Source organism: Ensifer sp. YR511 (genome assembly GCF_900103045.1).
Taxonomy (GTDB): Bacteria; Pseudomonadota; Alphaproteobacteria; order Rhizobiales; family Rhizobiaceae; genus Ensifer; species Ensifer adhaerens.
The window spans coordinates 13,592-39,890 of record NZ_FNGR01000046.1 but is presented as its reverse complement, the minus strand read 5'-3'; the positions used below and the strand labels follow the sequence as shown (position 1 = coordinate 39,890).

The following is a 26,299-nucleotide window of genomic DNA, read 5'->3' as shown; positions in this document are numbered from 1 at the left end:
CAAGCGTTCCGGCGCGCGCAAGGTGGTGATCACCGACATCAACCCGACGCGGCTGGCGCTCGCGAAAAGCGTCGGCATCGACCATGTCGTCGATGCCTCGAAGGAAAACCTTGCCGACGTGATGAAGGCGATCGGCATGACCGAAGGTTTTGACGTCGGGCTGGAAATGTCCGGCGCGGCCCCTGCCTTCCGCGACATGATCGACAAGATGAACAATGGCGGCAAGATCGCCATCCTCGGCATTGCACCCGCCGGCTTCGAGATCGACTGGAACAAGGTGATCTTCAAGATGCTCAACCTCAAGGGCATCTATGGCCGCGAGATGTTCGAGACCTGGTACAAGATGATCGCCTTCGTGCAGGGCGGGCTCGACCTTGCCCCCGTCATCACCCACCGCATCAAGATCGACGAGTTCCGCGACGGCTTTCAGGCCATGCGCTCCGGCAATTCCGGAAAGGTCGTCATGGACTGGTAAGGCCGCAAGAGCGGGCCTGATCCGGCCCGGTCGAGCCCACCCGAGAAAAATTGTCTTTTGTCACTAGAACTAAGAATGCGTTTTATGCACTATTGATCGTCCACCATGCAGGGAGCGCATGATAGCCGATGGAAGTACGCGATCTCGAGGCCTTTCTCGCCGTTATGTCGACGGGCAGCATCACAGGTGCCGCCCGCCTGCTCGACCGCTCGCAGTCGCAGGTGACGCGCCTGATCCAGGACCTGGAGACGTCGCTCGGCTTTGCGCTGTTCGAGCGGAATGGCCCGAGGATCGCGCCGACCGACAAGGGCATTGCCTTCCATGAGGATGCCGAGCGTTTCGTCAGCGGCATCGGGCACCTGCGCAATCGCGCCAAGGCAATCGCCGGCAAGGAACCCGAGCCGATCGAGATCGCCGCAACGCCGGCCTTTGCCAGCGGCATCATCCCGATCGCACTTGCCGAACTGCCGGAGCATCTGCTGCCCCACACGATCAATCTGCGCAGCATGCCGGCCGAGGCCGCCGTGCAGTCGGTGTTTGCGCGGACGGCGGATTTCTGCGTGACGTCGCTGCCGGCCGATCAGCCCGGCCTGGACGTTCAGGGTTTTTTCGAAGGGCGCTGCGTCGCCGCGGTTGCGCCGCACGATCCGCTGGCTGCGAAAGACGTGATCTCGATCGCCGATCTGGCCGGGCGCACGCTGGTCACCATGTCCAATCCGTTTCGGCTGCGCCATAGCGTTGATGAAGTGCTCAATGCGGCCGGCGTGCGGCCCAATCGCATTATCGCGACCAACGCGGCCAATAACGCCGTGCAGGTCGCATCGCTCGGCCTTGGCGTGGCGATCATCGAGCCGGCGACGGCCTACGGTCTGCAATCGGCGCCCATCGTCATTCGGCCTCTCGATGTCGAGATCCCCTTCCTATGGGCGATCCTGTCAGCCGGCTCGCGCCCGCTCTCGGCCGGCGTTCGGGAACTCATTCAACGGATAGCGCGGATCGCTTCGGAGCGGATGCCGGATCTGACAGTGCATGATCCCAAGCAGATGGCGCGTATCGCCGAAAGGAGCTTTGCCGGCAGGAACGCCGGCAATGGTGCGCCGCCGGACAACCCGGCGGCGAAATAAAGGGGAGCAAAAAGCTCTGAACGCCCACACGAGAATTGAGCCTGCCAAAATGAGGAGAACGAGATGAACAATTTTGATGTCACCCGCCGATCGGCAATGAAGCTGTTGGCAGCCGGGGCCGGCGTGCTCGCAGCACCTTCGATCATCCGCCCGGCCTTCGCCCAGAGCAAGGTCGTCAACATCACGACCTATGACAAGTTCGTACCGCAGTCCTTCATCGACCAGTTCCAGAAGGATACCGGCATCGAGGTGCGCATCCGGCTGACCGACGACCAGGGAAAGCAGTACAACCTTTTGACCGCCGAAGGGGCTGCACCTTCCACCGACATTGTCACCGTGACCGGCCATCGCCTGTCGCAGTTCATGAAATCGAACCTGCTCTCGTCGCTCGACACCACGCGGCTGAAGAACTGGGGCAAGCTTGCAGCCGCCTACAAGGGCGCGCCGCAACTGACCGTCGACGGCAAGACCTTCGGCGTGCCGCTGCTTGCCGGCTTCGAGGGCCTGGTGCGCAACACCGAATACGCCAAGGCTTCCGACAGCTGGGCGATCATGTTCGATGACGAGAACAAGAACCTGACGTCCTATATCGTCAGCGACTTCCTCTCGATCGTCATGCGCTACCAGGGCAACGACGGCGACTACGTCACCTATGGCGACAAGCCCGAAGTCGCACAGGCCGCAACGAACCAGGCCCGCGATTTCCTCATTCAGCACAAGGACAAGGTGCGCAAGTACTACGATGCCGGCTCCGAGCTGCAGCAGATGTTGGTCAACGAGGACATCTACCTGGCGCAGGCCTGGTCCGGTCCGGCCGCCAAGCTCATCATGGACGGCCATCCGATCGAGATTTCGGTGCCGAAGGAAGGGACCTTCGGCTTCCTCTATTCGTTCAACATCGTCAACAACGCGCCGAACGCGGACGCGGCCTACACCTTCCTCGACGCCATCCTGTCGTCGCCGGAGATTGGTGCTGCGATGACCCGCCAGTCCGGCTTCTCGTCGGCCTTCGACGGCGTCGACAAGGTGCTGGACGAGAAGGAGCGTGCCGCGCTGTCGCTGCCGCCCGAGCAGGTCGAACGCATCCAGTTCTTCAGCTCCGTCAACCGCGACATGAAGAACGAGATGATCGACAAGGCAACGGCCGAGATCAAGTCGGCCTGACCTATCAAAATCCGGGCGATCGGCTGAGGCCGGTCGCCCGTCATAAAATGGACTCTTCCAGAGCCGGGAACAAAGACAATGCTGGATACGACAACACAACCGCCATCCGTCGGTTTGTCGACGGTGCCGCGCTATGCCGGATGGATCGGCAAGGCGGCACGTTCGGGGCTTTATCGCCATACGATCGGCCTGCTCGTCGAAAGCCGGCGCGTGCGTCTCGCCGTGCTGGCAGGCGTGCCGCTTTTCTGGATCGCCATGTTGCATATCGGGCCGATCCTGCAGATGGCCAATATCAGCCTTCTTGCCAACTATCCGCCGCAGCCGGACAAGAGCAGCGAATACACGCTGGCCAACTACGCGCTGTTCTTCTCCGATCGGCTCTATTTCCTGCCCTTTGTCCGCAGCCTGATCTTTGCCGCCGTGGTCACGATCTCGACACTGGTGATCGTCTATCCCGTGGCCTACTACGTCGCAAAGATTGTGCAGCCGAAGAACCGGATGCGGGCCCTGTTGCTGCTGCTCATCCCCTTCTGGGCCGGTGAGCTGATCCGCACCTTCTCGGTCATCATGCTGCTCGCCAACCGCGGGGCGCTGAACGTGCTCTTGCGGGAATTCGGCTTCATCGACCGGCCGATCCCGATGCTCTACACCTTCTTTTCGCTGAGCTTCGGCGTCATCTATCTGCTGGCGCTCTACATGCTCCTACCGCTCTATTCGGCGATCGAGAAGATCCCAACGCCGCTGATCCAGGCGGCAGCCGATCTTGGGGCTGGGCCGTGGCAGCGGTTTCGCCGGGTCATCCTGCCACTCTCCAAGGACGGCATCGTCTCGGGCTGCAGCCTCGTCTACCTGACGGCTGTCGGTGTCTTCGCTGCGCCGCTGCTGCTTGGCGGCCCGAATTCAGTGATTTTCCCTGAAGTTATCGCGACGCTGTTTCACGGCTCAAACGACAAATGGCCGGAAGGTGCTGCCTTCTCGATGATCATGCTTGTCGTGTCCTTGACGACCGTCGGGCTCTTCATGCGGGTCGTCGGCGGTCGCTCCGTCCGGCTGATGTGAGGGCGAACGATGCGAACCTATTTCAACGACATCCCGAAAACCGCGCTTGGCGCTTCCTATTGGATCTTTGCCGTCTATCTGGTGCTGCCGCTGGCGCTGATGACGGCGATGAGCTTCAAGGATGCGAACTTCATCGCCTTCCCGATCGGCAACTGGACGCTGTCGTGGTACGGCAAGGTGATCCAGGACAAGCAGTTCCTCGAAGCCTCGCTCTATTCGATCGGCATTGCGCTCGCGACCACCGTTTCGGCGACGATCATCGGCGTCTGGATCGCACTTCTCGTTTCGGCGGAAAACATCTGGGGCAAGGCGGTGATCTTCGCGCTCGCCTGCCTTCCGGCCGTCGTGCCGGGGCTGATCAACGCGATCTCGATGCGCATCTTCATTCGCGCCGTCGACATTCCGACCGGAACCTTCGCGATCATCCTTGCGCATACGGTTCATGCCGTGCCCTTCGTCGTCATCATGGTGCTGACCCGACTGCGATCGATGCCGGCCAATCTGGTGGATGCGGCGCGCGATCTTGGCGCCGATCCCTTCATCGCCTTCCTGCGCGTCACCATCCCCTATCTGATGCCGGCGCTCTTCGGCGGCATGATCTTCTGCGTGTTGACCAGCATCGACGACTTCGTCCGCACCTTCTTCCTCGGCGGCTACCAGCCGACCCTGCCCATGCTGATCTTCGCCAAGGTGCAAGGTGGCATGTCGCCGGAAATCAACGCCATGGCGACCATCGTGCTCGTCGTCACCACCGCCATCGGCCTTTATGCCGAGCATTTCACCCGCCGATCGAGGAGCTGACGCAAATGCAGCCTGTCGTCCATTTCAAGAACGTCAACAAGTCCTATGGGGCGCTCACCGCCGTCGATGATCTCGATCTTGCGATCGCGCCCGGCCAGTTCGTCACGCTGCTCGGCCCATCCGGCTGCGGCAAGTCGACGACGCTGCGCATGCTCGGTGGCTTCGACAGCCCGACGTCGGGGGAAATCTACCTCGAGGGCAAGCCGATCTCGCACTTGCCGCCGAACAAGCGCAACGTCAACATCGTCTTCCAGGACTACGCGCTCTTTCCGCATCTGACGGTCGGCCGCAACATCGCCTTCGGCCTGGAATTGAAGGGCATGGAGAGCGCCGCGATCCACAAACGGGTCAGCGATCTCCTCGCCCTCGTCTCCCTGCAGGACCACGCCGAACGCATGCCGGCACAGCTTTCCGGCGGACAGCGCCAGCGCGTGGCGCTGATGCGGGCGCTGGCTCCGGATCCGAACGTGCTTCTGCTCGACGAGCCGCTGTCGGCGCTCGACGCGAAGCTGCGCCAGCAGATGCAGATCGAGCTGAAGTCGATCCAAAAGAAGACCGGCAAGACCTTCATCTTCGTCACCCACGACCAGGAGGAAGCGCTCACCATGTCCGACGTCATCGTCGTGATGAACAAGGGCAGGATCGAGCAGATGGGAGGACCGGACGAGCTCTACGCCCGGCCACGCAGCCGCTTCGTCGCGAACTTTATCGGCCAGAGCAATTTCCTCGAAGGCACGGTTGCTTCGGTCTCCGGCGAGATCGCTGCCGTCGAGTGGCGCGGCAACATCGTGCATGCGGATGTGAACGGCACCTCGCCGATACCGGGAGACCATGCCACCGTGGCGCTGCGACCGGAGGCGGTTTTCTGCTTGTCGCGCAAGCCGGAAGACCGGCCGTCGCTCAAAGGGCGCATCGATCAGCGCGTCTTCAAGGGGGCTCACACGTCGCTGACCGTCAAGCTCGACAACGGCAGCACGCTCGAGGCGCAGATCGATCCGGTGGCGCTTTCGCATATCGAAGGGGACGACGTCTGGGTGGGGTGGCGCGACCGCGATGCCGTCCTTTTGGCGAAGTGAAGGGAGATCGGGGATGACCGACAGTCAAAAGCAGCAACGGCTTGCCGCGCTCAATGCGCGGGTAAGACAGGACCTGAGCTATCTCAACTATCCGCCGGCCAACTGGTCGAAGCCGGTGACGACTGCGGCGGGCGATGACGTCAGCGATGTGGTCGTGATCGGCGGCGGCATGTGCGGGCTCGTTGCCTGGCATGCCTTGACGCGTGCCGGCATTGCCAATCTGCGCATCGTCGACCGCGCTCCGAAGGGTTTTGAAGGCCCCTGGGTCACCTATGCGCGCATGGAGACGCTGCGCTCGCCGAAGATCCTTCTCGGCCCGGCACTGGGCGTTGCGTCACTCAGCTTCCGCGCCTGGTTCACGGCGCTTTATGGCGAAGCGGAATGGGAGGAGCTCTTTCGCATCCCGCGGCCGATGTGGATGGATTACCTGCACTGGTATCGCGATGTCATGGACATTCCGATCGAGAACGACACACACGTCACTCGCGTCGTGCCGCGCCCCGATGGACTGCTGGAACTTGAAATCGCCGGCGGTGCAAAACCTGCGATCATCACCCGCAAGCTGGTGATGGCGACGGGCCGCGATGGCCTCGGCGAGCCGACCATTCCGGATTTCGTCAAGGGCATGGAGCGGCACAAGTCCTGGGCGCACTCGGCCGACGAGATCGACTTCGATCGCCTGAAGGGCAAGCGCGTCGTCGTCATCGGTGTCGGTGCTTCGGCGGTCGACAATGCCGCCGAGGCACTGGAGCAGGGAGCCGGGGAGGTGCGGCTTCTCGCCCGCCGCAAGGAAATGCCGACGGTCAACAAGCTGATGGGCATCGGCTCTTATGGTGTGACCGCAGGCTTTGCCGAGATCTCGCCGGAATGGCGTTGGCGGCTGATGGATTATGCGGCCAAGCAGCAGACGCCGGCGCCGCACAATTCGACGCTGCGCGTCAGCCGGCATCCGAATGCCTATTTCCACTTCGACTGCGGCATCCGGTCGATGAGGGAAGAGGGCGGCGAGGTCGTTATCACCACCACCGGCGGGCGCATCTTCCGCACCGACTTCGTCATCCTCGGCACTGGGTTCTCGATCGATCCGCTGAGCCGCAGCGAGCTTGCCCCCTATCAGGACCAGATCGCCTGCTGGGATGACCGCTACGCGCCGCCACCGGGCGAAGAGAACCCCGGGCTCGGGCGTTTCCCCTGGCTGAACGGAGACTTCTCCTTCACCGAGAAGGAGCCGGGAACAGCCCCCTGGCTGAAGGACATCCACTGCTTCAACTACGGCGCCTCCGTCAGCGTCGGCAAGGTCAGCGGCGACATCCCCGCCATCAGCGAGGGCGCTCTGTGGCTGGCGCGCGGGGTCGCGGCTTCGCTCTTCATTCGGGATGTCGACTACCATTGGGAAGCGCTAATCGCCTACGAAAAGCCGGAGCTCGACGGGACCGAATGGGTGGATGCCGACGCGCCGACGCCGGCGCAGAAGACGGCCTGAACCTCCCGCGTTTCAGATGACAGGAAAACCAATGACCTCTCCATCGACAACTGACGTAATTGACACGGTGCTCGGGCTCGATCGCTTTCCCGACCTGCAGGCGCTGCGCGAACAGCGGGCGAAGCTGAAGCAGTTGAGCCAGACGAGCTATCAGGCTGCCCTTCGCCCTGCCGATCCGCGCAACTTCTCCTATGCGCTCCGAGCAGCCCTTGCTGCGCGCATGGCGGCACTCTGGAAGTCGCAGGAGCTCTCCGCGCATTTCCGGGCGCTGCTCGAACGCGAGGACGAGGGCTCCGCGTTGGCGTCGATTGCCGATCCTGGCAACGGTGCCGAAGATGCCGATCCGCGCCTTCAGGCGATCCTCGCCCATGTCGATCTCGTCACGCTTTCGCCGAAGGAGGCGACGCGCACCAACATCGAAAAGCTCGCCGCCGCAGGTCTCGACGACCGGGACATCGTCACGCTCGCCGGCCTGATCGCCTTCGTGAACTATCAGGTGCTGGTTACGGCCGGCCTCAAGATGCTGAGGGACAACTGAGATGTCGCAAGCCGTGCACGAATTCACCGTCGAAGCGCTCGACTGGAAGCCCTATGTCAAGCCGGTCGATGTCGAGACCGCCACACCCGAACAGCTCGACGCGCTGAAGATCACGCCGTCCAACAAGAAGATTTCGGACTATGTGCTGGTTCTCGCCAACGAGCCGGAAACCTTGAAGGAGCGCACGCCGCTCTTCAACGACATCATGTATAGCGAGGGCGGGCTGTCGCGCGGTGGCCGGGAGATCGGCGCGCTTGCCGCATCCTTCGTCAACCGCTGCATCTATTGCGCCTCGGTTCATGCGGCGCGCTACATCCAGCTCGAAAAGCGGCCGGAGGTGGTGGACGAGATCTATGACAGCGGCCTTGACGCGAACCTGCCGGAATTCGAGCAGGCGCTGTTCAATTTCGGCGTCGACCTGACGGCGCATCCCGACAATGTCGGCGCCTACCAGTTCTACCACCTGCGCGAGATCGGCCTCGACGACCTGCAGATCCTCGACCTTATCCACGCGGTTGCAATCTTCGGCTGGGCCAATCGGCTGATGCATACGCTCGGCGAACCACACCGGCTGGATTGAGTGAAACACGCTTCCGATCACGCTGCGGTCACGGTCCGTCCCTTCGACATCGCGCATCGCGACGTGCTTCGCATCGCGTTGCCGATGATGATCGCCTATCTGTCGAGCCCGCTTGTCGGGCTCGTCGCAACCGGCGTCATCGGCCAGTTGCGCGACGAGACCCTGATCGGCGGCGTGGCGCTTTCGACCGTCATCTTCGACGTCATCTTCGTCACCTTCAACTTCCTGCGCGGCGCGACCACGGGTTTTACGGCCCAGGCGCTCGGCGCCGGTGACCGGCGCGAAGAGCAGCGCATGCTCGCAAGCGGCCTCATCATCGCGATCGTGGCGGGGCTGGCACTGCTTTTGCTTCAAAAGCCGATCGGCGCGCTTGGCCTTGCCGCGATGGGCGCGGAAGGCAAGGTCGCCGAAGCGGCCGCCACCTATTTCGCCTGGCGGGTGTGGTCGGCGCCCTTCGTCCTCTTCAATTTCGTGGTTTTCGGCTGGATCATCGGGCGTGGCGATGCGCTCTGGGGCATGATCCTGCAAACCTTGCTCAATGCGCTGAACGCCGGCTTGAGCGTACACTGGGTCCTCGGTCTCGGCTGGGGCGTGGCGGGCGTTGCTGCCGCCTCTCTCGTTGCCGAAGCCGTCACGGCACTGGCGGGGCTCTACCTCATCTGGGCAAAGACCGACCGGAGCGCGTGGAACCTGCCGGATCTGACGGCGTTCCGCCGCGCCTTTTCGGTCAACGGCGACATGATGATCCGCTCCTTCGCGCTTCTGATCGGGCTTTCCTTCTTCACCCGCCAAAGCGGCATGCTCGGCATCGAAGTCCTTGCGGCCAATACGATCCTGCTGCGCTTCTATTTCTTCGGCGTCGCCTTTCTCGACGGGGTGGCAACGGCGGCGGAGCAACTGGCCGGACGAGCCATCGGCGCGCGCTACCGGCCGGCGTTCGACCGTGCTGTTGGTTTGACCACGGTATGGGGCTTCGTCTTTGCCGGGCTCGTCGCGCTCTGTCTCTTTGTGGCCGGCGACTGGGTGATCGGCATCACCGCCCCGTCGGAAAGCGTGTCAGCACTTGCACACGCGTACCTGCCCTATGTCGCCGCCCTTCCGATCTTCGGTATCGTCGCCTTCCAGATGGATGGCGTCTATATCGGCGCCACCTGGTCGCGGCAGATGCGAAATCTGATGGTCGCCTCGCTGGTGATCTACTTTGCCGCCTGGGCGATCCTGCAGCCGGTCTTCGGCAATGACGGACTGTGGATCGCGCTGATCCTGTTCCAAAGCGCCCGCAGCGTCGCCTTCCGGCTCATGCTGCCGCGGCTGGCCGACCGCACATTTTCGACCGTGCGCCAATGACCGGGCCCTGACGTTCGGCTATGCCCAGTCTCGGGTCGACGGCAACAGGGGCAGGGCCAGCGGATTGTTGCGATCCCCGGCAACCTGCTCGGCCAGGAGAAGTGCTGTCGTCGGCCCCAGGGTGAAGCCCTGGTGCCCATGGCCGAAATGGAACCACAGGCCCTTGTGACGACTGGGCCCGACGACGGGAAGCATATCGGGCATGCAGGGACGGGTACCCGACCATGGCGCTGCTTCGATGGGGTCGCGGAGTGCAAAGAGCGTTCGTGCGGCGCTGACAGCGTGTCGTATCTGTCGGGATGCCGGGGCGGTGCCCAGCGGCGCCAGGTGCGCGCCGGTCAAAACCCGCCACCCCGCGTTCATCGGGGCGATCAAGGCGGAGCTGTCGATGTCCAGCATCGAAATGCGTGGGCCTTCCTTGCCGCCAAAGTGCCAGTGGTAGCCGCGCTTGAACACCATGGGGACACGATAGCCAAACCGCGCCAAAAGCATCGGCGACCACGGCCCCAGGGCGACGACCGCGTTTTCAGCCGTGAGATTGCCACCCTCCGACAGGACCCGCCAGCCCGCGCCGGTCTGCTGCAGGGACATGGCATCGCCCTGGGCGACCTTGCCGCCGCGGGCGACGAAGAGCGCGGCGTAGCGCGAGACCAGGTCGCCCGGATCACGGCAGGTCCAGGGTGAGGTCCAATGGACTGCGCCCGCCAGCCGGCTTTTGAGCGCAGGCTCGCTTGCCGCAAGCTCGTCGGAGGTAAGCACGTCCGACGGCACGCCGTATTCCCGTTTCAGACGCTCGGCGGTCGCGACAGCCGCATCGAGCTTTCCTGGCGAACGGTAGACCGCGCGCCAGCCCTCGCGAACGATCAGGTCGCCGGCATTGGCGGGTTCGATGAAGCGCGCATGATCGTCGCTCGCCCGCAGCGCCAGCTTCGAGTAGGCCGCGACGGTTCTCGCATAAGTCGCCGGCGCCGATTGCGTGAGATAGCGCCAGAGCGGTCCGGCCAGCCGCGGCATGTCGCCGAGCCGCCAGTCCGTATCGTTGCCGCGCTTCAATCCGACCCTGACGATCTCGGCAAGCGAGCGAGGAAAAGCATAGGGTTCGACGGCCTCGGTCTGGATGATGCCGGCATTGCCGTAGCTGGTTTCCCGGCCCGGCGCCTTGCGGTCGATAAGCACCACCTGGTGCCCGGTTTCCTGCAAAGCGAGCGCTGTGGAGACGCCGACCATGCCGGCGCCGAGGACGATAGAGGTGGTCATGGATTGGTTCCGCGGAAATGCTCGTCAGAAGGTGAGGCGGGAATTGTAGCCGACCACGAATTGGATGAAACGCGAGACGTCGACCATGTCGTCGCCCCGGTAGCGGATCGTGTAGCCGTCGGTGCGTTCGACGCCCTTGAGATAGGAAAGATATTCGGCCGGAAGGCGGTTGCGGAAGACGATCTCAAGGACGGGGTTCTCCAACTTGAACGGCTTTGCCGAACCGGCCCTCGACAATGCCTTCTTGACGCCCTCGCGGATGCGGCGATGGGCGACGGCGGGCGTCAATGTGATCGCCGATTGCGTGCTGTAGACTTGCTTGACCGGCACCGTCACGATGTCGCCGATCCGCTCCTTGATTTCGTCGAGGGCAACGTTGTCACCGGATGCGAGCAGCACCGGTACGCCAAAATGTCCGGCAATGGCGGCGTTGATCCCGGCCTCCGGCATGACGGTGCCGTTGATGCGCACTTCGGCAAAGGCGGTGCCGCCGATCGTGTGCGACAGCACGCCGCCCTTGTGGCTTGCGCCGGCATGGTAGCCGAGAAGCATCGCGCCGACGAAGGAACCGAGTTCGACGCCCTGCATCATCATCAGCGGCCGCGGCCAGCTGCGCACGACCTGTACATAGTCCGGCAGGCGGTCGATCAGGATGCTCTCGCCATTTCCATGGGAATCGCTGAGGATGACCTCCTCGACGCCTTCCTCGTGCGCAGCTTCGCAGGCGTGAACCACGGTGTCCGTCATCCAGCGCCGGGCGTTCTCGTACTCGAAACCTTCGGGCATCAGCTGGTCGCGGCTCACGACCCCGACGATCCCTTCGATGTCAGCGGAAATATAGATGCGCATTCCTGCCTCCCCGGTCAGCCGCGCAAGGGCGCGGATAATGCATTTGACTTTCCGACGATAAACATAGTTTTATGATTAGAAAATATCTTTCTTGATAGGCGAGAGGCGAAAATGAAACTTTTCATCGCGGGGCTGGATACGGAGACCAACACCTTCTCGCCCATGCAGACCGGCATCGAGGCCTTCCGCGAGAACTTGATCGCCTATGGCGATGCCACCGGCAAGCCGCTCAACTGCTGCTCTTCGCAAATGTTCGTCTGGCGCAATGCCGCGCAAGAAAAAGGCTGGGATGTGGTGGAGAGCCTGTGCGCCGTGGCCGAGCCCGGCGGCAGGACGACGCGAGCGGTCTATGAGAGTTTCCGCGCCACCATTCTCGACGATCTCAAGGCCGCGATGCCGGTTAGCGCCGTTATGCTCGCGCTGCACGGTGCCTGTGTCGCCGACGGTTACGACGATGTCGAAGGCGATCTGCTTGCGCATGTCCGGCAGGTGGTGGGGCCGGATGTGCCGGTTGCGGCCGAACTCGACCTGCACTGCCATATCACCGAACGCATGCTGGCCAATGCGACCATGATCGCCACCTACAAGGAATATCCGCACACCGACATCGAAGAGGTTGCGGAACAACTGTTCCGGTTGATGGAGCGCACACTTGCGGGCGATGTGAAGCCGGCCATGGGCATGCATGATTGCCGCATGATCAACACCTTCCACCCGCATCGCGCGCCCTTGCGTGGCATCGTTGACCGCATGAAGGCGATGGAAGGGCAGGACGGTGTGCTCTCGGTCTCCTTCGGTCACGGCTTCCCCTGGGGCGATGTCGAGGATGTCGGTGCCAAGATGCTTGTTGTGACCGACAACGATCCGGAAAAAGCCGTGCGTGTCGCCCGGTCCTTCGCTCGCGAGATATTCGAGGCGCGTGAACAGATGCGGGGAGACTATCTCGGGATCGACGCGGCGCTGGACCGGGCCGTTGCCGCGACAAGCGGTCCGATCGTGCTTGCCGATGTTTCGGACAATGCCGGCGGAGGCGCGCCTGGAGACTCGACCTTCATCCTGCGTCGTATCATCGAGCGCGGCATCGAAGACGTGGCCTCCTGCCTCTATTGGGATCCGATTGCGGTTCGCATGTGCCGCGAGGCGGGGGAAGGGGCCACTTTGGCACTGAGGATCGGCGGAAAGGTCGGGCCTGCATCCGGCGACCCGCTCGACCTGACGGTGACGGTCAGGCGCGTCGCGTCCGGCATCACCCAGCGCTTCGGGCCGACGCCGCTTGCCATCGGCGATGCCGTGTGGGTGTCTTCCGGCAGCATCGACATCGTGATCAACACAGTGCGCACGCAGACCTTCCATCCGGAATGCATGACAGCGCTTGGCCTCGACCCCGCGCAAAAGAAGATCGTCGTGGTGAAATCCAGCAACCACTTCCGTGCCGGCTTCGAACCGATCGCGCGTGACATTCTTTACGTCAGTGCGCCAGGCGCCTTGCAGCCGACTTTCGAGGATCTGGCTTTCACCAAGCTGAAGCGCCCCTATTGGCCAAGGGTCGCCAACCCGTTTGCGGATTAGGCGGGCTTCGAAACGCTGCAAGTGGTTGTGGGGCAGGGATTGCCGTCAACACGATGTTGCTTTCGGCCACGTATTATAGGAAATGGTTTTCCTATCATGCCAATCGGATTCTGTGTTGCGGGCGGGCGAGAACCGGCGAGCACTTCGATGGCGGCAGGCAAATGGAGACGCCAACGATGACCGACGCGAAATCCAGCCTCGGCGAGATCCTCAAGGATATTCGCAACCGCAACCGCTGGACCTTGGCCGAAGTCAGCTCCATGACCGGGCTTGCGGTCTCGACCCTTTCCAAGGTCGAGAACAACCAGATGCAGCTCACCTACGACCGCTTGATCCAGCTTGCCCAGGGCCTGAAGGTCGACATCGTCGAGCTTTTCGGGACCATGACGGGCGCGGAAGACGTCCCCAACATGATGGGGCGGCGCACCTATACCAAATCCGGCGACGGGCGGGAGATCGTCACGCAGAACTACGACTATCTCTATGTTTGCACGGAGATTTCCAAGAAGTCGATGGTCCCGATCCTGGCGATGGCACGGGCGCGCACGCTCGAGGAATTCGGACCGCTCATCCGCCACAAGGGCGAGGAGTTTTTCTACGTCCTCGACGGCGAATTGGAACTTCACACCGAGATCTACGCGCCCCTTCGGCTGAAGAAGGGTGATTCCTGCTACTTCGACGCCATGATGGGACACGCCTATTTGAGCGTCAGCGAGGAGCCGGCGCAGATCTTATGCGTTTGCTCGACCCCGGAAACCGAATTGGTCTCCACGCTGGCAAACGCGCAGACGATCAAGCTCAAAAGCTGATCGAAACTAAAAAACAAATACGATAAGAAAAAATATTGCACTTAGGAAAATCGTTTCCTAGTCTAGGACTGCGGTGGGTGCCGGGAGGGCATCGCACGCCGCAGTTCTGGGGAGGACGACGAGATGAACGGTTCCAAGTGGAAATCGATCGGCATTGCATTGCTTCTGGCATCGACGCCGCTTTCCGGCGCGATTGCTGCGCAGGACGTGCTGGTGCTGGCGCGCGCGGAAGATCCGCCGACGGCCGATCCAGGCATTGAGATCAGCAACAGCGGCTACACGCTCACTTACGCCGCCTATGAAAGGCTCGTCGCCTATAAGGGCGCCTCGACGGAAGTCGGGCCGGAACTGGCCGAAAGCTGGACTGCCGACGATGCCGGCCTCGTCTGGACCTTCAAGATTGCGGCCGGCCACAAATTCGACGACGGCTCGCCGGTCGATGCCGCCGCCGTCAAATTCAGCTTCGACCGGCTGATGAAGCTGAAGGCTGGCCCGTCCGACGCGTTCCCGGTCTTGAAAGAGGTCGAGGTCGTCGACCCGCAGACCGTAAAGTTTCACCTGACCGCGCCGTTTGCGCCGTTCATTTCAACGCTTGCCGTCTCCGGCGCTGCGATCATCAATCCCAAGGTCATGGAGCATGAGAAGGACGGCGACATGGCGAAGGCCTGGCTCGCCGAGCATACGGCCGGCAGCGGTCCCTATCGCATCGCTTCCTGGGAGCGCAACCAGAGCATCGTGCTCGACAGCAACGAACATTATGCAGGCGCCAAGCCGGCGCTGAAACAAGTCGTGCTCCGCATTGTCGGCGACGTGTCGGCGCGTCGCCTTCAACTGACCAACGGCGATGCCGACATCATCGAACAGATCCCGCTCGATCAGGCCGAAGCGCTGCAGAAGGATGCCTCCGTCGTCGTCGAGAGCAATCCGAGCATGTATGTGAACTACATCTACATGAACAATCGCCAGCCGCCGCTCGACGACGCCAAGGTGCGTCAGGCGATCTCCTATGCGGTCGACTACCAGGGCATCATCGACGGCATCATGCTCGGTCAGGCCAAGCAGATGCGCGGCGCGGTGCCGAGCGGCATGTGGGGGCATGATCCCCAGGGTTTCCAGTACAGCTACGACATCGAGAAGGCCAAGGCGTTGCTTGCCGAATCCGGCAAGGGTGACATCCATTTGACCTATACCTTCTCGCAGGCCGATCCTGCCTGGGAACCGGTCGGTCTGGCGCTGCAAGCCTCTCTCGCAGAAATCGGCGTCAAGCTCGATCTGCAGGCGGTCGCCGACACGACGAAGCGCGAGTTGGTCGCCAACGGCAAGTTCGACATGGCGCCCGGCGCCTGGACGCCTGATTTCGCCGACCCCTACATGTTCATGAACTACTGGTTCGACGCCGGTAAGATGGGCGGCCCCGGCAACCGTTCCTTCTACAACAACAGCAAGGTGACGGGTCTCGTCCAAGAGGCAGCTTCGATCGTCGACGAAGCAAAGCGCAAGGCTCTCTACATCGAGGCGCAGAAGCTTTCGACTGACGACGCGCCGTATCTCTACATCATGGAGAAGAACGACATCTTCGCCCGCCGCGCCGCGGTGAAGGGCTATGTCTACAATCCGATGCTGATCCAGGTCTACAACTTCGGAACGATGTCGAAGACGGAGTGAGGAGGAACGGTCAAGCTTCGCTTGGCCGACCGCATTCCACGGAACGCCTGCCGCCGGCCCCTGGCCGTGGCGGCAGGGTTCTTCGTTTCCCAAGCTAGGCCGGGGTTCCCCTGCCGGAAGGGCTGACGTCCATGGCAATCACCCGCATCATTCTTCCGCGTCTGATCCTCTTGCTTTTCGTCGTGCTGGGGGTCGCGGTCATCACCTTCACGATCTCGCATCTCATTCCCGGTGATCCGGCGCGCATGATCGCGGGCGACAGGGCAAGCGCCGAGACGCTTGAAAATGTCAGGCGCAATCTCGGTCTCGACCGGCCGGTTGTCGAACAATTCACCATCTATATCGGCAATCTGCTTCAGGGCGATCTCGGCACGTCGCTCAGGACCAATCGCCCCGTCGCGGCCGATATCCGCACCTTCCTGCCGGCGACGCTGGAGCTCGGCGTGGTCGCGCTTTTCATCGCGATCTGTCTCGGCGTGCCGCTCGGTGTGCTCTCGGCCGTCTACAAGGATGGTCCAATTGATCAGGTGGCACGCACGGTCTCGGTCTGCGGCATCTCGATGCCAGTCTTCTGGTTCGGCCTGATCCTGATCTACGTCTTCTATGCGAAATTCCAGATCCTGCCCGGCAGCGGGCGCCTGGCCATGGGTATTGCGACACCCGAGCGCATCACAGGCTTCCTGCTGATCGACTCGCTGCTGCAGGGCCGTTTCGACGCATTCCGCAGCGCCCTTTACCACATCATCCTGCCGGGCTTCGTGCTCGCCTTTGCCAATATGGGCGTGATCACGCGCCAGATCCGCGCCTCGATGCTCGACGTGCTGCAGGAAGATTACATCCGGACAGCGCGCGCCAGTGGCCTGCGCAAGGGCATGATCATCTTCAACTATGCGCTCAGAAACGCGCTCATCCCGTCGATCACGCTGCTCGGGCTGGCGCTCGGCGATCTGCTCTATGGCGCGGTGCTGACGGAGACGATCTTCGCCTGGCCGGGCATGGGCACCTATGTTGTGACCTCGATCCAGACCCTCGATTTCCCCGCCATCATGGGTTTCACCATCGTCGCATCCATCGGCTACGTGCTGATCAACCTCCTGGTCGATCTCGCCTACATGCTCGCCGACCCGCAGATCAGGGAGGTCTGATCATGTCCGCCGTCATGCCGACAGAGCCTGCCGCGTCGAATGCAGCAATGCGCAGGACGAAGTCCTTTTCCGAGCGGCTGCGCTATTTCTGGTACCTCAGCCGGCGCAGCCCGCTGACGCTGGTCGGCGTCGCGATCATCCTGCTTGTCCTCGTGATGATCGTCGCCGCACCCGTGATCGCGCCCTACAATCCGGACAAGGTGTCGCTGACGGCGCGCCTGTTGCCACCGAGTGCGGCGCACTGGTTCGGCACCGACGAGGTCGGCCGCGACCTTTTCTCGCGCGTCATCTTCGGGGCAAGGGCCTCCTGCGGCGCCGCCTTCATGATCGTCCTGATCTCGATGTCGGTCGGGGTGCTGATCGGCTGCTTCTCGGGCGTCGTCGGCGGTCGGGTCGATACCGCCATCATGCGGCTGATGGATGTCGTGCTCGCCCTGCCGGCGCTGGTGCTCGCCATGGCGCTGGCCGCGGCTCTTGGCCCAAGCCTGTTCAATTCGATGCTGGCGGTCGCGATCGTACGCATCCCCGCCTATGTGCGCCTCGCCCGCGGCCAGACGCTGTCGCTGCGCGAGCAGGTCTTCGTCAAGGCGTCGCGCACCTTTGGCGCCTCGCCGTTCTACATCCTGCGCTGGCATATCCTGCCAAACGCCATGTCGCCGATCATCGTCCAGGCGACCCTCGATCTCGGCGGCGTCGTGCTGATTGCAGCCGCCCTCAGCTTCATCGGCCTCGGCGCGCAGCCGCCGACCGCCGAATGGGGCGCGCTCGTCAGCAGCGGCCGCAGCTACATGCTCGACCAATGGTGGTACGCGACCTTCCCGGGCCTGGCGATCCTGATCACGGCCATGGGGTGCAATCTCGTCGGCGACGGCATACGCGATATGCTCGACCCGCGCTTGAGGGGCAGATGATGACGATGGGAACGGCAGAACCACGCGGCCAGGCGCTGGCCATCAACAATCTCTCGCTGGAGTTTCCAACCTTCAGCGGCGCCGTCAAAGCGCTCGACGATGTCACGATCAGCGTCGGCAAGGCCGAGATTGTCGGTATTGTCGGCGAATCCGGCTGCGGCAAGTCGGTGACGACGATGGCGGCAACGGGGCTCCTGCCCAAGGGACGCTACCGCATCACCGGTGGCACCGTCGGGCTCTTTGGCCACAGCACGCTTTCCATGGACGACAATCAGTTGCAGGACCTGCGCGGCAAGGTGGTCTCGACCATCTTCCAGGAACCGATGAACGCGCTGAACCCGACGATCCGTATCGGCAAGCAGCTGACCGACGTCATCATGCGCCACGAGGAAATAGGTCTCGCCGAGGCAAGGCGCGTGGCGCGGGACATTCTTGCCGACATGCTGATCGGCGAGCCGGAGCGGGTCATGAACCTCTATCCGTTCGAACTCTCCGGCGGCATGCGGCAGCGGGTGCTGATCGCCATGGCGTTTTCCTGCAATCCCGGCCTGATCATCGCCGACGAACCGACGACTGCACTCGATGTTACCGTGCAGGCGGTGATCCTGCGGTTGATCCAGAACCGGGCGCGCCGGACAGGCACGTCAGTCATCTTCATCTCGCACAATGTCGCCGTCGTCTCGCAGCTCTGCGATCGGCTCTACGTGATGTATGCCGGGCGGATCGTCGAGCACGGCGCGACGCGGACGGTCCTTGAAACGCCGCAGCATCCCTATACCCAGGCGCTGTTGCGCTGCCTGCCGGAGCGGGTCGCGCCGAAGCAGGAACTCGAAGCGATCCCTGGTGCTGTGCCGAACCTTCTCCACCCACCGGCGGGTTGCTACTTCCAGCCGCGATGCAAGGAAGCAGTCGAACAATGTCGAACCCAGTCTCCGCAACTGGTGGGGGACAGCGGCCAGCAGGTCGCCTGCTGGCGTCGCGGTGCGGCGACCGAACTCGTAGAGCAGGGAGGCCGGCAATGACCGAAGGCGTTGGTACGATAGCGCGGCCGGTGCTCGAGGTTTCCGACCTCCATGTCCGCTTCCCGGCCTCCCGCAACTGGTTGGGGCGGCCCACGTCTTATGTGCATGCGGTCAATGGCGTGACCCTTGAGGTCGGCGCCGGCAAGAGCCTCGGCATCGTCGGCGAGTCAGGCTGCGGCAAGAGCACGCTCGCCCAGGCGATCATCGGGCTTGCGCCTTTTGAACAGGGCAGGGTGGCGATCGACGGCGAGGATTTTCAGAAGGCTCAGGGCAAACAAAAGCGCGCCTTGCGGCAGAAGATGCAGATCGTCTTTCAGGATCCGCAATCCTCGCTCGACCGGCGCCTGCCAGTCTGGCGGCTGATCAGCGAGCCGCTGCACATTCGCGGTGGGCACAGCAGGGCCGAACTGCATGAGAAGGCCGAGGAACTGGCCGTCGCCGTCGGGCTGAGGCCGGAACACCTCGATCGCCTGCCGCACGAGTTTTCAGGCGGCCAGCGCCAGCGCATCGCCATTGCCCGCGCGATCAGCACGGACCCGGAGCTGCTGGTGCTGGACGAGCCGACATCGGCGCTCGACGTCTCGGTACAGGCGCAGATCATCAATCTGCTCTTGAAGCTGCAGCGAGAGCGCGGGCTCACCTATCTCCTGATTTCGCACGACGTCGCGCTGGTGCGCCATTTCTGCGACGACGTCGCGGTGATGTATCTCGGCCAGATCGTCGAATCCGGCCCGGCCGACGAAGTGTTGCGCAATCCCCGCCATCCCTACACGCAGACGCTTCTGGCGGCTGCGCCGAGCTTCGAGAGCCCGCTGCCGGATATTGCCCAGGTGCGTGCGGGCGAGCTTCCCAACAACCGCCATCTGCCGGACGGCTGCTTCTACAAGCAGAGGTGCGACCGGATTGGCGGCGGCTGCGAGGCGGGCCAGGTGCTGCGGCGCCTGAGCGAGAGCGCCCGCCATGTCAGGTGTCACCTGGCGCAGACGTGAAAGCGCAGACGACGCGCCAGATCAGCGCCCGCCGGCCCAACCGCCGGAACGGCGCGGTGCGGCCTGTGCCATTTGATGCGCAATTTCGATAGTTTGAGAAATATAATTTTCTTATAGGAAAAATAATTTGATTGATATTTCCGACTGTGCAAATTTGTAGCCGCCGCCATCGGGCGGCGCTTGCCAATCGGGACCGCTTTTTCGCGACCCCGCCGCTTGCCGGAGATGAGATTGACTGACCCAACGCTGCTCGACACCTTTCGTCAGCCTGCGGCAATCGGATGGGCGCGCGGTGACCCTGCGGGTCGATGCCCGCGGACGCCAGACGGCGCGTGTCGCCGGCGAGGCGGCGAACAGAATTTGCTTTGATGACATGAAAGAGGCCTGACATGACCAAGGAAGTTGAATGGGCGCGCATGACCGCGCCGAGCCTGCGCGAATTTGCGGGCAAACCGGGGGCGCTTGCAATCCTGCCGATCGGCTCGCTGGAGCAGCACGGCCCGCACCTGCCCGTCATCACCGACACCGCGAGCGCATCGGCAGCCGCGATCCGCGCTGCCCGGCTGGTGGCCGATGACATTCCGGTCGCCGTTCTTCCGGGTTTGTGGACTGGCATGAGCGAACATCACCTGCCCTTCGGCGGCACGATCACTCTCGATTACGATACGCTGAGCCGCGTCCTCCGCTGCATCGTCCGCTCGCTGAAGACGCTCGGCTTCCAGCGCCTGTTCATTGTCAATGGTCACGGCGGCAACATGGATCCGCTGGCGGTCGCCGTGCGCGAACTGGCGGTCGAGTTCGCCATGCCGATCGTCGCGACGACGCCGTGGATGCTGGCGACGGAGGAGGCATCAAAGATCTTCGAAGTCGACACCGGCGCCCACCATGCCTGCGAAGGTGAGGCCTCTGTCATGCTGGCGATCGTGCCGGACGCGGTAAAGACCGAGATGTTCGGTCAGGCTTTCGGTAACCAGCAGCACCCTGTCGACGTCCCGGCGGACGTGTCGCGCTTCTATTCCTTCTCCGAGCGCGCGCCGGTTACCGGTACCTGGGGCGATCCGCGCAGCGCAACGGCTGCAAAGGGCGAGCGTTTCCTCGATCTTCAGGCGAGCGAACTGGTGAAGCTGATCCGCAACGACGTGCTCTGGACCACGCCGGATCCGGTCTGGACCCCCGGCCGCGGGCTCGGCACCACGGCCGGCAGGGCCGAATGATCCTTCCGGCGCCATCGGCCGGCACTCGCATTCCATTCCTTTAGGGAGGACAGACCAATGAACGTGAAATTCGCGCGGACGCGCAACACCCTTGTAACGCTCTTCGCTGCCACCATGCTTTCAGGCGCCGCGCTGACGCCGGCCATGGCAAAGACGCTCGTCTATTGCTCGGAAGGCGCGCCGGAAGGCTTCGACGCGGCACTGTACTCGGCTAACAGCACCTGGGACGCGTCGGCCGAGACGGTCTATGACCGCCTCACAGAATTCGAGCCCGGCACCACGAATGTCGTCCCGGGCCTTGCCGAAAGCTGGACCATTTCCGCCGACAATCTCGAATACACGTTGAAACTGCGCGCGGGCGTGAAGTTCCAGACGACGGACGATTTCACGCCGACGCGTGATTTCAATGCAGACGACGTGCTCTTCACCTTCAACCGCCAGATGGACAAGGACGATCCGTGGCATAGCTATTTCGCCGGCGCGAACTGGGAAATGTTCAACGCGATGGAGATGCCGGCGGCGATCAAGGAGATCGTCAAGGTCGATGACAGGACCGTCAAGTTCGTACTGAACCAGCCGGATGCGTCACTGCCGTCGAAGCTCGCGCTGAACTTCGGCTCGATCGTGTCGAAGGAATATGCCGACAAGCTGGCGGCAGACGGGCGGCGCGAGGACCTCGATCGCAAGCCGGTCGGCACCGGACCGTTCCGCTTTGTCGATTACCAGCAGGACGCGGCGATCCGTTTTGCCGCCAATGCCGACTATTGGGATGGCGCGCCGAAGATCGACAATCTCATCTTCGCGATCACCACCGACCCGACCACCCGCATGCAGAAGCTTCAGGCGGGCGAATGCCACATCGCTCCGTATCCGGCACCGGCCGATATCGCCAAGCTAAAGGCAAATCCGGACCTCAACGTCATGGAGCAACCGGGCCTCAACGTTTCCTATCTGGCGATGAACACCCTGGTGGCGCCATTCGACAAGCTGGAGGTGCGCCGCGCCATCAACATGGCGATCGACCGCAAGGCGATCGTCGAGTCCGTCTATCAGGGCATGGGCCAGATGGCCAAGAGCGTCCTGCCGCCGACGATGTGGGGCTATAACGGCGGGATCGAGGGCTATGGCTACGATCCCGAAGCGGCCAAGAAGGTTCTCGACGAGGCCGGCGTCAAGGATCTGAAGATGAAGATCTGGGCAATGCCCGTCAGCCGCCCCTATATGCCGAATGCCCGCCGCGCCGCGGAACTGATGCAGGCGGATCTTGCCAAGGTCGGCATCGGTGTCGAGATCGTCTCCTACGAATGGGGCGAATACCTCAAGAAGTCGCGGGACAAGGCGCGCGACGGCGCCATCATCCTCGGCGGCACGAGCGACAATGGCGACCCCGACAACCTGCTCAGCTACTTCTTCAGCTGCTCAGGCGTCGGTGGTAGCAACAATGCCAACTGGTGCTACAAGCCGCTGGATGAGATCTTCCAGAAGGCCCGCGCCAGCTCGGACCAGGGCGAGCGGACGAAGCTCTACGAAGAGGCCCAGGCGATCATCAGCGATCAGGCGCCCTGGGTTCCGATCGCACATTCCACCGTCGTGCTGCCGATGTCGAAAAAGGTGAAGAACTACGTGATGGAGCCTCTGGGCTCGCATCGCTTCGACAAGGTCGACATCGAGGAGTAACTCACCCGATCCGGGCTGGGCGCGAGCTCGATTTTCTCGCGTGACTTAGGCGGGCGTTCGTCCCGTCCCGCCCGAGGCGCTGGAGATTTCACTGTCCAGTGGTCCCCGGGGGCGGGTGAACGACCGCGACAATGCCCGGCTGGCGGCGGCCAACGGCAGGGCGTTGATCGGCCTGTTCCAGTGACTACATCTTGCAACTCCCCAGTGTGGAGCGCAGCGGATAAAGAGCCGTGCGCCCTGTACGGAACCGCGGAATACCCGAAGCGAGGAAGTCTGCGCCTGCCGAGGCGCCGCCGGTTGGTGAAGTGTTGCTGCTCGCCCGACCGGTGCTAGGGGGACAGTAGAACCGGGCGTGTCGAGATCAGAAGCGGAAGTTCAGGCCCGTCTTGATCGCGTGATTGACCAGATTGTTCGAGCCCTTCACGCCACCGATCGTGGAGTCCACGCCGTTGAAGCGGGTCTGAGTATATTCGACCTTGCCGGAGATGTTTTCGGTAAATCCCATCTCTGCGCCCGCACCATAGGTCCAGCCCGTGTGCCAGCGATCGCGTGAGGTTACGGTGCCCTTGCCCTCGAAGCGGGCGGTGGTGACGCCCACCGTGCCGTAGAGCAACACGTTGTCGAGTGCGTAGCCCGCCTTGGCCCTGGCCGTACCGCTCCAGGTCTGCTGCAAGGCGCCGCCTTTGCCAACCTGGTACTGTAAGCCGCCGGCGCGCGCCGCCTCGATCTCACCACCGACCACGAAATCGCCGAACTGTTGATTGTAGCCGACCTGGACGCCGCCGTTGATCTTGTTCTTGCTGCCCTTCCGGTTCGAGGAGCCGGTGCCGATGTGGCCGCCCGCATAGGCCCCCGTCCAACGATCCACATTGGCAAAGTCGACGCCCGAATTGTTGAAATCAGCGGCCTGTGCGGTCGAAGCGGTTGCGGCAACGGTCAGAGCAAGCGCGGCCGTCTTGAAGTTGAGTGTCATCGATCGTTTCCTTTATTGTCGCGGGCCGGTCCGGCCCGTTCAATGCGATCGGTTTGCCTCATCTGCTTGCAGGTTTCGCGCAGAGTTCATCCGGTTTTCATGGAGAGAGTACGCTTTGCGAGCCTCTGCTCCCGCAGTCTGTCGGCAAGGCGATTTCGAAGGTCATGCCGCCGAACTCGTTTCGCTTCGCGCTGGCCGAACCTCCATGGGCCTCGGCGATCGCGCGAACCACCGACAGGCCGAGACCGCTGCCGCCGCTCGCCCGGGATCGGGAGTCATCCGCGCGCCAGAACCGATCAAACGCGTGCTCGATGTCGACGTCGGACATACCAGGGCCGGAATCCTGGCATTGGAAGATTGCCTCCGAACCTCTCATCTTCGCCACGATGGAGAGCCGGCTTCCGGACGCATAGCGGGTGGCATTGTGCATGATCGCAAGCAAGGCCTGTCGCACTTTGCCGCGATCAAGCATCATCGGCGCCCGACTGAGGTTGAGCGATACCGGCATCCCGGCCTTCTCGAACTCGCCGAGCATCGCGGCTACGGCGGTCTCGACCTCTTCGCCCATGTCGCCTGGCTCCAACCGGAGCTCCAGCCGCCCTACATTCGAGAGCGCCAAGATGCGGAGGTCCTCGACGATGCCGGTCAGGTGATCGATCTGACCGATCAAGCCATCGTAAAGCTCAGTGGTTGGCTTGAAGACGCCGTCGCGCATTCCCTGCAGGCGGCCCCGCAGCACCGTCAGCGGCGTTCGCAGCTCATGGGCAATGGCGTTGTTCTGGTACTGCAACTCCTTCTCTGCGTTCTCCAGCAGTTCAGCCATCCGGTTGAAATGGTCGATCACATCGTCGACCTCCCCCAGTCGTCTTGATCGAACGGGCACGCGGGTGGAGAAATTTCCCATCGCGATCGCCTTTGCGGCATCGCGGATGAGCACCAGTGCGTTCACGATCCGGTGGCTGAGGCGACCGCCAATGATGGCAGCGATGATGAGGCTGACGGTGAGCACTGCGGCCATAACCAGGAGCTCGACCAGGGTGACCGGCTCGAGGACCGCGTCGGGGTGCGTCAGATAGAGGACGTACATGTAAATGAACGATCCCGACGTCAGCACCCCAATGGTGGCCGTCACCGCCAGAAACATGTGTTTCGTCAGAAGCCAGCTGAAGCCTCCGATCGCCCATTCCCGTTTCCTGGGACGGCTGCCCGGGGTTGGGCCGAAGGTAAGGTCTGTCGTTTGGGGATCGCTCATGGTGGTTCTCGGAGTTTCTCTGCAATCAGCGGTGCAACCGGCAGGCACAGGATTCGTTGAGGCCGTGTGTGGGTTGCGTGGAGAGAGCGCCGAAATCGGAGGAGCAATCGTTCGAGAGACTTAGCTTGTCCGGCGCAATCACGGCCGGCGGCATCGGTTTGCGGTGCTTTGCAAAGAATCTGTTGGGCAAACGCACAGGTTGCGGGTTGTCCTGCATGGAGCACGCACAGGTAGGTTTGTTGGGGCGTCTAGCCGGTAACCTGCAGGGCCGGGACCCCATCTACAGACAGGAGGCATCACCCATTGCAGACCCTTGCAAAGATTCTTGCATTGCCATTATTGACGGCACGGAAAATTGCAGGAACGATGGATCCTGCAAATGAACTTGCGGGGACGTCATGACGATACTCGATCGCATTAAGACGCATTCCAGGCGGCTTACCGATGCGGATCAGAAGCTGATCACCACCATGCTGGAAAACCGGGCGGAGGCCGCGTTCCTGTCGGGCCCGCAGCTTTCCCAGCGCGCCTCCGTTCATGAGGCCACCGCCACCCGGCTGGCGCAGAAGCTCGGCTACAAGGGCTTTCCGGACCTTCGCGCGCAGCTGCAGCGCGAGGTGCTGGACGATCAGGACGCGGCCAACCGCATGCGCCGCTCGGTCTCGAAGGTCGAGCATGGCGACTACCTGACCGATCTGATTGCGGCCGAGATCAGCGCGCTCGAAACGCTCGCCCGGTCCGTCGAGCAGACGGATATCGACAGGGCCGCGGACATGATTTTTTCCGCACGTCGCGTCTTCATCTTCGGGCAGGGGCATGCGCAATCCGTGGCCGGCTTCCTGCAGCGTCGCCTCGATCGCTTCGGCATGACCACGATCCAGCTGACGGGGCGCGGCCGGGACATCGCCGAGCGCTTGGTCAGCATGGAGGCAGGCGACCTCATCGTGGCGCTTGCCTTTCGCAAACAGCCGCAAAGCTACGCCCCGCTGATGCGGCATGCGACACGGGTCGGTGCGCCCTCGATCCTCGTTTCCGATCTGGTCGGGCCGCTGATGGAGCCCGCTGCCGATCTGATGCTTGCAGCGCCGAGGGGACGCTCGGGCAGCGAATTTCAGACACCGACGATCCCGTTTGCGATCGTCAACGCCATCGTGCTGACGATCGCCGGCCGCCACCAGGGGCAGGTGATCGGCAGGCTGGAGAAGCTGTCGGAGTTGTTCAACGACTTCGACTAGGAGCGCCTGCGTTCACAGGAACGCACAAGGGACGTTCTAATACTTTGATTCTAGAGCATCTTTCCGCCCCGCAAGTGATCCCACT

At 62.7% G+C, this 26,299-nt stretch carries 24 protein-coding genes; 20 read left to right on the top strand and 4 right to left on the bottom strand.

The window, feature by feature from the left end; genetic code table 11:
- The 10 genes from BLU15_RS35720 to BLU15_RS35675 all read left to right on the top strand — a co-directional run.
- A partial coding sequence (locus tag BLU15_RS35720) for a zinc-binding dehydrogenase (protein ID WP_143034331.1) occupies positions 1-475 on the top strand: 475 nt, incomplete at its 5' end.
- A 128-nt stretch (positions 476-603) separates the two neighbouring features.
- Positions 604-1,599 (top strand): LysR family transcriptional regulator, encoded by a 996-nt coding sequence (locus BLU15_RS35715; protein ID WP_090301923.1) that lies wholly within the window; start codon positions 604-606, stop codon positions 1,597-1,599.
- Between the two features lie 63 nt (positions 1,600-1,662).
- A complete protein-coding gene (locus BLU15_RS35710) occupies positions 1,663-2,763 on the top strand; it encodes an extracellular solute-binding protein (RefSeq protein WP_051659598.1) in 1,101 nt (366 codons plus the stop codon).
- Between the two features lie 78 nt (positions 2,764-2,841).
- On the top strand, positions 2,842-3,822 hold the full coding sequence (locus BLU15_RS35705) for an ABC transporter permease (protein WP_060529775.1): 981 nt from the start codon (positions 2,842-2,844) through the stop codon (positions 3,820-3,822).
- 9 nt (positions 3,823-3,831) lie between these two features.
- Positions 3,832-4,623 (top strand): ABC transporter permease, encoded by a 792-nt coding sequence (locus BLU15_RS35700; RefSeq protein WP_090301921.1) that lies wholly within the window; start codon positions 3,832-3,834, stop codon positions 4,621-4,623.
- Between the two features lie 5 nt (positions 4,624-4,628).
- Complete coding sequence (locus tag BLU15_RS35695; RefSeq protein WP_090301919.1) at positions 4,629-5,699, top strand: ABC transporter ATP-binding protein; 1,071 nt, start codon at positions 4,629-4,631, stop codon at positions 5,697-5,699.
- A 13-nt stretch (positions 5,700-5,712) separates the two neighbouring features.
- Positions 5,713-7,182, top strand: coding sequence for an NAD(P)-binding domain-containing protein (locus tag BLU15_RS35690; RefSeq protein WP_090301917.1), 1,470 nt, complete (start codon positions 5,713-5,715; stop codon positions 7,180-7,182).
- Positions 7,183-7,213: 31 nt separating this feature from the next.
- Positions 7,214-7,720 carry a CMD domain-containing protein gene (locus BLU15_RS35685; RefSeq protein WP_090301915.1) on the top strand — a complete coding sequence of 169 codons (507 nt, stop codon included), beginning with the start codon at positions 7,214-7,216 and terminating at the stop codon, positions 7,718-7,720.
- 1 nt (position 7,721) lies between these two features.
- The gene (locus BLU15_RS35680; RefSeq protein ID WP_060644730.1) at positions 7,722-8,300 is read left to right on the top strand and encodes a peroxidase-related enzyme; all 579 of its coding nucleotides are present in this window, start codon (positions 7,722-7,724) and stop codon (positions 8,298-8,300) included.
- Entirely contained in the window at positions 8,301-9,647 is a 1,347-nt protein-coding gene (locus BLU15_RS35675; RefSeq protein ID WP_244546926.1) for an MATE family efflux transporter, read from the top strand.
- Positions 9,648-9,665: 18 nt separating this feature from the next.
- On the opposite strand, the gene BLU15_RS35670 is transcribed toward BLU15_RS35675, so the two are convergent.
- Entirely contained in the window at positions 9,666-10,904 is a 1,239-nt protein-coding gene (locus tag BLU15_RS35670) for an NAD(P)/FAD-dependent oxidoreductase (protein ID WP_090301913.1), read from the bottom strand.
- Positions 10,905-10,928: 24 nt separating this feature from the next.
- A complete protein-coding gene (locus BLU15_RS35665) occupies positions 10,929-11,753 on the bottom strand; it encodes a M55 family metallopeptidase (protein ID WP_090301911.1) in 825 nt (274 codons plus the stop codon).
- A 111-nt stretch (positions 11,754-11,864) separates the two neighbouring features.
- On the opposite strand from BLU15_RS35665, the gene BLU15_RS35660 reads away from it, so the two are divergent.
- The 9 genes from BLU15_RS35660 (at position 11,865) to BLU15_RS35620 (ending at position 22,754) form a co-directional block, all read left to right on the top strand.
- Positions 11,865-13,322 carry a M81 family metallopeptidase gene (locus BLU15_RS35660; RefSeq protein ID WP_090301909.1) on the top strand — a complete coding sequence of 486 codons (1,458 nt, stop codon included), beginning with the start codon at positions 11,865-11,867 and terminating at the stop codon, positions 13,320-13,322.
- 176 nt (positions 13,323-13,498) lie between these two features.
- Positions 13,499-14,131, top strand: coding sequence for a helix-turn-helix domain-containing protein (locus tag BLU15_RS35655; protein ID WP_034801861.1), 633 nt, complete (start codon positions 13,499-13,501; stop codon positions 14,129-14,131).
- Between the two features lie 123 nt (positions 14,132-14,254).
- The gene (locus tag BLU15_RS35650) at positions 14,255-15,796 is read left to right on the top strand and encodes an ABC transporter substrate-binding protein (RefSeq protein WP_034801826.1); all 1,542 of its coding nucleotides are present in this window, start codon (positions 14,255-14,257) and stop codon (positions 15,794-15,796) included.
- Positions 15,797-15,927: 131 nt separating this feature from the next.
- Positions 15,928-16,941, top strand: coding sequence for an ABC transporter permease (locus BLU15_RS35645; protein ID WP_034801824.1), 1,014 nt, complete (start codon positions 15,928-15,930; stop codon positions 16,939-16,941).
- A gap of 2 nt (positions 16,942-16,943) precedes the next feature.
- Complete coding sequence (ddpC, locus tag BLU15_RS35640; protein WP_060520890.1) at positions 16,944-17,852, top strand: D,D-dipeptide ABC transporter permease; 909 nt, start codon at positions 16,944-16,946, stop codon at positions 17,850-17,852.
- Complete coding sequence (locus BLU15_RS35635) at positions 17,852-18,874, top strand: ABC transporter ATP-binding protein (RefSeq protein ID WP_244546925.1); 1,023 nt, start codon at positions 17,852-17,854, stop codon at positions 18,872-18,874. The genes ddpC and BLU15_RS35635 overlap by 1 nt, the downstream gene beginning before the upstream one ends.
- Positions 18,871-19,863: an oligopeptide/dipeptide ABC transporter ATP-binding protein gene (locus BLU15_RS35630; protein ID WP_060644737.1), complete on the top strand. Its 993-nt coding sequence runs from the start codon at positions 18,871-18,873 to the stop codon at positions 19,861-19,863. The genes BLU15_RS35635 and BLU15_RS35630 overlap by 4 nt, the downstream gene beginning before the upstream one ends.
- A 389-nt stretch (positions 19,864-20,252) precedes the next feature.
- Entirely contained in the window at positions 20,253-21,077 is an 825-nt protein-coding gene (locus BLU15_RS35625) for a creatininase family protein (RefSeq protein WP_090301905.1), read from the top strand.
- A gap of 57 nt (positions 21,078-21,134) precedes the next feature.
- Positions 21,135-22,754: an ABC transporter substrate-binding protein gene (locus BLU15_RS35620; RefSeq protein WP_082566483.1), complete on the top strand. Its 1,620-nt coding sequence runs from the start codon at positions 21,135-21,137 to the stop codon at positions 22,752-22,754.
- Between the two features lie 361 nt (positions 22,755-23,115).
- Here BLU15_RS35620 and BLU15_RS35615 read toward each other — a convergent pair whose 3' ends face one another.
- Both BLU15_RS35615 and BLU15_RS35610 read right to left on the bottom strand, forming a co-directional pair.
- On the bottom strand, positions 23,116-23,727 hold the full coding sequence (locus BLU15_RS35615; RefSeq protein WP_090301904.1) for an outer membrane protein: 612 nt from the start codon (positions 23,725-23,727) through the stop codon (positions 23,116-23,118).
- A gap of 97 nt (positions 23,728-23,824) precedes the next feature.
- Positions 23,825-24,871 (bottom strand): ATP-binding protein, encoded by a 1,047-nt coding sequence (locus tag BLU15_RS35610; RefSeq protein WP_060520892.1) that lies wholly within the window; start codon positions 24,869-24,871, stop codon positions 23,825-23,827.
- Positions 24,872-25,377: 506 nt separating this feature from the next.
- Here BLU15_RS35610 and BLU15_RS35605 point away from each other — a divergent pair.
- Positions 25,378-26,214, top strand: a complete 837-nt coding sequence (locus tag BLU15_RS35605) for a MurR/RpiR family transcriptional regulator (RefSeq protein WP_063891251.1) — start codon at positions 25,378-25,380, stop codon at positions 26,212-26,214.
- Positions 26,215-26,299: the final 85 nt, after the last annotated feature.